Source organism: Bacteroides sp. AF34-31BH, from assembly GCF_003602795.1.
Lineage (GTDB): Bacteria > Bacteroidota > Bacteroidia > Bacteroidales > Bacteroidaceae > Bacteroides > Bacteroides uniformis.
This window is the reverse complement of sequence record NZ_QTLV01000025.1, coordinates 1-6,335: the sequence shown is the minus strand read 5'-3', so window position 1 is coordinate 6,335 and position 6,335 is coordinate 1. Positions and strand designations below refer to the sequence as shown.

General features: G+C 42.2%; 6 protein-coding genes. 1 reads left to right on the top strand and 5 read right to left on the bottom strand.

Features of this window, described 5'->3' with window-relative positions; translation table 11 throughout:
* A partial coding sequence (locus tag DWZ67_RS19760; protein ID WP_243635196.1) for a site-specific integrase occupies nucleotides 1-620 on the bottom strand: 620 nt, incomplete at its 3' end.
* 161 nt (nucleotides 621-781) lie between these two features.
* On the opposite strand from DWZ67_RS19760, the gene DWZ67_RS19755 reads away from it, so the two are divergent.
* The gene (locus tag DWZ67_RS19755) at nucleotides 782-1,888 is read left to right on the top strand and encodes an AAA family ATPase (RefSeq protein WP_057087484.1); all 1,107 of its coding nucleotides are present in this window, start codon (nucleotides 782-784) and stop codon (nucleotides 1,886-1,888) included.
* A 28-nt stretch (nucleotides 1,889-1,916) separates the two neighbouring features.
* Here the strand turns inward: DWZ67_RS19755 and DWZ67_RS19750 are convergent, their stop codons facing one another.
* The 4 genes from DWZ67_RS19750 to DWZ67_RS19735 all read right to left on the bottom strand — a co-directional run bounded on the left by DWZ67_RS19750 (nucleotide 1,917) and on the right by DWZ67_RS19735 (nucleotide 6,305).
* A complete protein-coding gene (locus DWZ67_RS19750) occupies nucleotides 1,917-2,858 on the bottom strand; it encodes a HipA domain-containing protein (protein ID WP_057087487.1) in 942 nt (313 codons plus the stop codon).
* A 2-nt stretch (nucleotides 2,859-2,860) separates the two neighbouring features.
* Nucleotides 2,861-3,187, bottom strand: a complete 327-nt coding sequence (locus DWZ67_RS19745) for a HipA N-terminal domain-containing protein (protein WP_022401131.1) — start codon at nucleotides 3,185-3,187, stop codon at nucleotides 2,861-2,863.
* On the bottom strand, nucleotides 3,187-3,411 hold the full coding sequence (locus DWZ67_RS19740; RefSeq protein ID WP_005824474.1) for a helix-turn-helix transcriptional regulator: 225 nt from the start codon (nucleotides 3,409-3,411) through the stop codon (nucleotides 3,187-3,189). Before DWZ67_RS19740 ends, DWZ67_RS19745 begins: the two co-directional genes overlap by 1 nt.
* A 224-nt stretch (nucleotides 3,412-3,635) precedes the next feature.
* Entirely contained in the window at nucleotides 3,636-6,305 is a 2,670-nt protein-coding gene (locus tag DWZ67_RS19735) for a PL29 family lyase N-terminal domain-containing protein (RefSeq protein ID WP_120139554.1), read from the bottom strand.
* Nucleotides 6,306-6,335 lie beyond the last annotated feature (30 nt).

Sequence of the window (6,335 nt, the reverse complement as noted above, 5' to 3'; positions counted from 1 at the left end):
TCGGGATTCCTGTTCGCCACCATCCTGACCATCTGCATGGCTTCGGGTGTGAGTGACACGGTCAGCGCCCGTCCCGTCTTCCGCCTTCTGTAAGACAGTACATTCCCCTGCAGGTCCCTTTTGTGCAGGTACGCCAGGTCCACGAAGGGTATGCCCCTGAGCATGAACATGAGTACGAAGAAAATCCTTGTTCTCTGCTGTGTGTTTGGGAGCGTCCCTCCTTGCAGGCTCCTTTCCGTCTCCCTTACCAGGCTGCTGATGTCGGATGCTTCGAGCGCCTTCTTCCTGTCTGCCCGTGTGCCGGTATATACATGCTCAAACAGTCTGGGTACATACCGTATGTACTTTCTGTCCACTGCCCGATGATACACTGAGCGTACCGTCTTGATGTAGGTGGATACGGTGTTCCAACTGCAATTCCTCTGCCTGAGGAAGTTTTCGAATCTCTTCAGTACGGTCGGGCTCAGCTTGCGCATGGGCATCGGTTGCCATTGGGTGAATGCCGAGAATGCATTCACCGCTGACTGGTAGATGTGTGCCGTCCCCCACCTGCCGCCTTCCCGGAGTTCTCTGATGACTGAGGAGAACATCTCCTGTAAGGTAATTTCATTTCTATTCATTTCCAATTTATTTATAAAGGGTTTGCCTTACAAGTATATACAATAAAATGAAGAAAAACAGAAGCTTATAATGTATTTCTTCATTTTAGCCAGTCTTTCAGAATGAACTCAAATATATTTCTTATATTTGCGAAAAAAGTCGCATTGAAAAAAGTCGCAATATGAATAATCCATTTAAATTCGGTACGATTGTAGACGGTGAATACTTTACGGATAGAGTAGGGGAACAAGAAAAAGTAAGAGAGATACTTGCAAGTGAGAATCACCTGATACTTATTAGTCCACGACGTTTCGGCAAGACCAGCCTCGTTCAAAAAGTAACGAAAGGATTGTCACGTCCCGTTTTTCAGTTGAACCTGCAGTTGGTAACAGACACTGCCGACTTTGCTGCACGATTATTGCGGATTGTGCTTCAACAATATCCTATGGAACGTCTGAAGCATCTTATCACTCACTTTCGTTTTATCCCCACCATTTCAACCAATCCCATGACGGATGGCATAGAAGTTTCATTTCAGCCGTCAATGGATGGTTTCATTCTGTTAGAGGATGTATTCACACTGATTGATAAACTGGGAATGAAGAATCCACACAAGAAACCGATTGTAGTACTGGACGAATTCCAAGAAATACGTACATTGGACAAGAATCTGGATAAAAGATTGCGGTCTATTCTACAGACTTACAACCATGCCAATTACATTTTCTTAGGTAGCCAGGAATCGATGATGCAGGAAATCTTTGAGAAAAAGAAATCTCCTTTCTATCATTTTGGATATTTGATGAAGTTGGGTAAGATTCCTCAAGATGACTTCTATGAGTTTCTCAAGAATGGCTTTCTTCTCTTGGGTGAAGATATGGATGCTGAAACGATAGGCCGCAGCATTCTGTCGTTCACCAATTGTCATCCCTATTACACCCAGCAACTGGCTTACCAGACATGGAATAACTGGAAACAAAACGGTTACAGTGATACTTTGTTGGAAACTGCCATTACGGAGTTGACTCATGTACACGATATGGATTATGAACGTTTATGGAGCACTTTCAATAAAACAGATAAAAAAGTCTTGATAGGCTTAACTATGCAGATGGGGACTCCGTCCAGTCTTCCTTTTCTACAAGGTGTCGGTATTGATTCTCCAAGTACTGCCTTCAGTAGTTTGAAGCGACTTGGACAACAAGGATATGTGATACGTAATGAGGGGTATGAACTGGATGACCCTTTCTTCAGAAGGTGGATTGAAGTAAAGAGAGAAGGGCGATAGAAAGAGGAAATCCTTGTTGGGTTTCATATCATTTCAGCATATTGAGTTTTATGCTTATCATGTCTTTATATGATATTTGCATCTCCTCCGGTAGAAAAGAGAGACTGATGAACTCCATCCATTTGGTTTCTACTTTCAAGAGTTTCTTGAAGAGGTTTTCTATTACTTTTTCGTCCAATCCCGACGCCCGCATGGACATAACAAAGTCAGCCTTCTTCAATTTACGTTTTTTGCCGTTTAGTGTAAGTGCAAGTTCTTCGGTGTCTTCAGGCATCACCAATGCGGTAGACAGCATGTCATATGCTGGTGTGAGCGTATATACCCCTTGTTGGGGACTATAAAGCGAGAAGTTCTTCAAATGCATGTCGGCATTACCGGTTATCCATGAAAAGACGACTTGCTCCCAGAAATTCACCAGGTCCAATTTGGGAGCGGATGAATATCTCAGCACTAGCTTCGCAATCTGCTCATAAGAACCTTTGTATTTTTGTTCAGTGAGTTTTTCAGAAAGTTGGCACATATCCTCCATAGCCAATTTTCCCCCTTCATTCGTGCGGTCTATGCGCCGGGTGATATAGCATAATTCACCATCCTCAAAGCGGATGAGGCTATGTGGCACAACTCGTATCTTGGCTATTTCCGCAAGATGCATTGTCAGATCCTCTAATTCGGGAAGATTACCGAACCGTTCGGTTTGCGGCTTCAAAATATAGCGCCCCCATAAGCCTACAATCGTAAATCGTCCAGGCTCGTTTTTACTTCCTTTGTTGATATCCAATGATAATTTGGCCTGCACTCCGGTCAGTGTGGTCTGACTGCGAATTACCTGCCTTGCCAAATCGTTGAGATTATTGTGCGTATAAGGCAATATAGGCGCCTCTAGTGTCCCGAATATCTTTTTTGAGCAAGCCTTGTGGAAATCCCTCTCATTTCCATTCAGTTCTTTGTAGCAATACAGACATTTTGCCATTTTTAATCCTCCTCATTTATAGGTTCGATACCCACTGCACCGATACAGTCTTTACAGCACGCCAGCAACAGTGACATTCGGTCACGTGCATCTATTTTCCAGTTCTTTTCCGCAATGTCAAGCAGCCATCCTTCGGGTATCAGCCCGTCGAAAAAAGGAAACAGCACTTTGTCGTGATAGGCTTTCTCTGTCAAGGGTAATGTGAGACTGACAGCTTCTGCAACATCCGACTGCAGGAATTCCGTATCGTACTGGAAGGTATAGCCATCCTCATCCTCTGTGAGGATACCGGCTTTTATTCCTCGGAGATTTATCAATGCCTGCTTCATCATTCGTCAGTTTTAGTTATAGGTACTGCGCCAACTTCGCTGCCAAACAAAGACAGTAGCTGGTTTACCTTGTCCAACCGCAGCGTCTGTTTGCCTTGTTCCAATTCACGGACAAAGCGCAAGCCTACTCCTGACTTTTCCGAAAGTTCCACTTGGGTCAGATTGTACTGCTTACGCATCGCTTTTACATATTTGGATAATGTTGTTTGTTCCGTATATTCCATTTTTATACCCTTTGGGGTACAAAGATAGAATATATTTTCGTTATTACACCCATAAGGGTATAAAAAGATTAAAGGAGAAAGAGATTATATCTTTTCGGGTATAAATTAACTGAAATATCAAAGTAATGATGAAACATGGAGAATACAGAAAGGGTGTGCTAAAAATAGCACACCCTTAACTCATCTTTACTATTTGTAAAGGTTAGACCGATTCTGTTTATATTTTAGTTTGCAGAATTTGGTTTAACTGTTACATTGATATCAGCTTTCTTTGTATAGCCCCAGATGTCTTTTACTGTAACATTCAGTTTTTCAGTAGTGTCATATCCGGCATTCTTCGGAGTAACTTCTACATAGCCTTCCTCAACCTTGTTGCCGTTCTTCTTGGCTCCTACACCATTCTTTTCTACCGTAAATACGTTGGTATTGGCAGATTCGAATGTAACATCGGAGATGTATGGGCTTGTGTACAGTGATGCTTCAGTATCTCCCGCAGCAAACTTGTCTTTGAAGATCTTATAGGCAATACCAGCATATGTAGCAGCCTTAAAGTCTTTTTCGTACAACTTAGCAACGCCTTCAGATGTTGCAACTACACTGATGCCGGCAGCACTTGCAGCTTCTACAGTACCTTGTTCAATCGGGCTCATTACATCCAGTTTGAATGCATTGGCAGCACGTTCAGTTTCACCGTATGCATAGATACCCAAATATTTAGCATCTGAAATAACGATGTTGATAGGTGTATGGTAAGCTTTATCACCAATCAATTCGATTGCAACATTACTAGTGCTTGCATCAGTCAACTTAGCATGGGTATTTGCAACTGCAACGTTGTTAATCTTCTGTGCAGGATCGATTGCAAATGTAATCGTAGAGCTATTGGCATATACATTATCAAACTTGTTGAATGCATGTTTGAATGCGTAACGTGATGCATATGGAGTGCCTGCTGCAGGAGTAACAAGGTCTTCCGTATTCATGTAAGCCTTACCTGTAGAAGTAGTGCCGAATACAACATTTTCCTTAACGAGGAACTTAGACAATGCAGGGATTGACAAAGTGAACGGAGCCTTAACGGTATTCAATACTTCGCTATTCTGATCCAAGAATTTGATTTCAGCATAATAGTTCTTGTCAAGTTCGTAAGCTGTACTTCTAGCATCATCTACATTAATAGTCAACTTAGTGAGATCTTTATTGTCCTTGTCAAATACAACAGTTACGTTAGGCATTTCCGTTGTAGTGCCATTAGCGTTAATGCGATAAACTTTTATTGCATCTTTTGTTTTAGCTATATCAACATCTGCTTTCCACAGAACCAATGCGTTACCAGCCAAATCTTCGAACATCGGAGCAAGAGAGTAATCCTTTTTGTTGTTTGCTGCGGTTGCAGAGATTTCAAAGTTTTGAGTCGGCAGAGTCGTTACACCGCTCAAGCTCTTGGCTGGTTTAACGTTAGTCGGCGTAGATGTTACCTTACCATCCAATGCTACATAATGAATTGTAATCGGGAAGTAAGTAGTAGTAATGTTGTCAGCCAACTTGCCAATCTTGAAGCTAAGACCGTCAATGTCAGTAATGCCCCAACGTACAATAGTAGCTTCATCGATTTCTACGTAAGCATCATACACATTCTGCGGATTGTCGAATTTCACAGTCAGCAGTTCGCCGATAGTAGCAGGCGTTACCTTCGTGTTATCCTGATCGGTTGCAGAGTCAATAGCTTTGTCATTGAGCTTTATCGGTTTGGCTGCCAAATCAATGTTTTCATTGAATTCAAATGAAAGATTGTACAATGTAGTAAATCCATCAGCTTCTTGCAAAGCGTATGCAATAGCTTTATTGTCAACTGTGAATTTAGCTTTGTAATCAGCTTCTTTTTTATATGTTTCACCCTCGTTGGCAGAGAGAGGCATAGCCCACAAACCATTGCCAGAAACAGCTCTTGTCAGTAAACCATTGAAAGCTGTGGGAGTCCCCAAAGTCATAGGAGCTTCACCTAGCTTGGAATTTACCATCTTGAATGAGAATTCGCTTGCATCCAAAGCAGCCGGTGCGATACGAACCAGCAGATTTCCGTTAGATAGTGTCGACAATGCTTGACCTTCTTTCAGTTTCTTGGCACCATCCAGCTTGTTCCATTTGTCGGCATTAGCTTTAGTTGCCAACACGAAGTTATAAGAAATAGGCTCGCTCCAATCTGTAACTTGGTAAGTTTTACCATTGTCCTTGGTAACAACTTGTCCCATTACTTCAATCTCTGTAATCACTACCGGAGTCTTTGGCAATTTAACAGTTGTATAAGCACTTCCGGCTTTATCAACGGCAACGTTCAATTCATAATAGTTACCTTTATCTACAACATAAGCGCTTGCACCTTTAGCGGAAACACCGGTATCAGTACCTACATACTCTTGTTTCTCGGAATCCCATGCATAAACTACCCAGTTGCCAGTTTCTTCGCTGATAGTAGGAGATTTTGCGTCTTTACCAGCTGCTCCCGGAGCGCCTGGAGTACCAGCTCCACCATCTTTGCCTTCTGCACAAATGCCGGTATCTATACCGTCAATCTTCCAGTTCTTAGTGGTAGGATCAATTGTGATTTCAACCTTGTCGCCTTTGTCACCCTTGTCACCCTTAATGGTTTCGATTGTGCTGGTTGAATTGTCATTCCAGGTTACAACAATACCATCACCACTCTTAGTTACGTTGGTTACATATTTACCAGCGTCAACTTTTGCTTGCAAAGCACTTAATGAAGACTTGATGTCGGTCAGCTCCTTATTGATCTGATCGATGTCGTCATCGTAGTCCTTACAAGACGTAAACGTTCCTGCAGTGCCCACCATTAAGGCGCTGAACAGGATTACACTTAGAAACTTCTTGTTCATAATTGAAAACTTTAAATTTATAAATTTAAA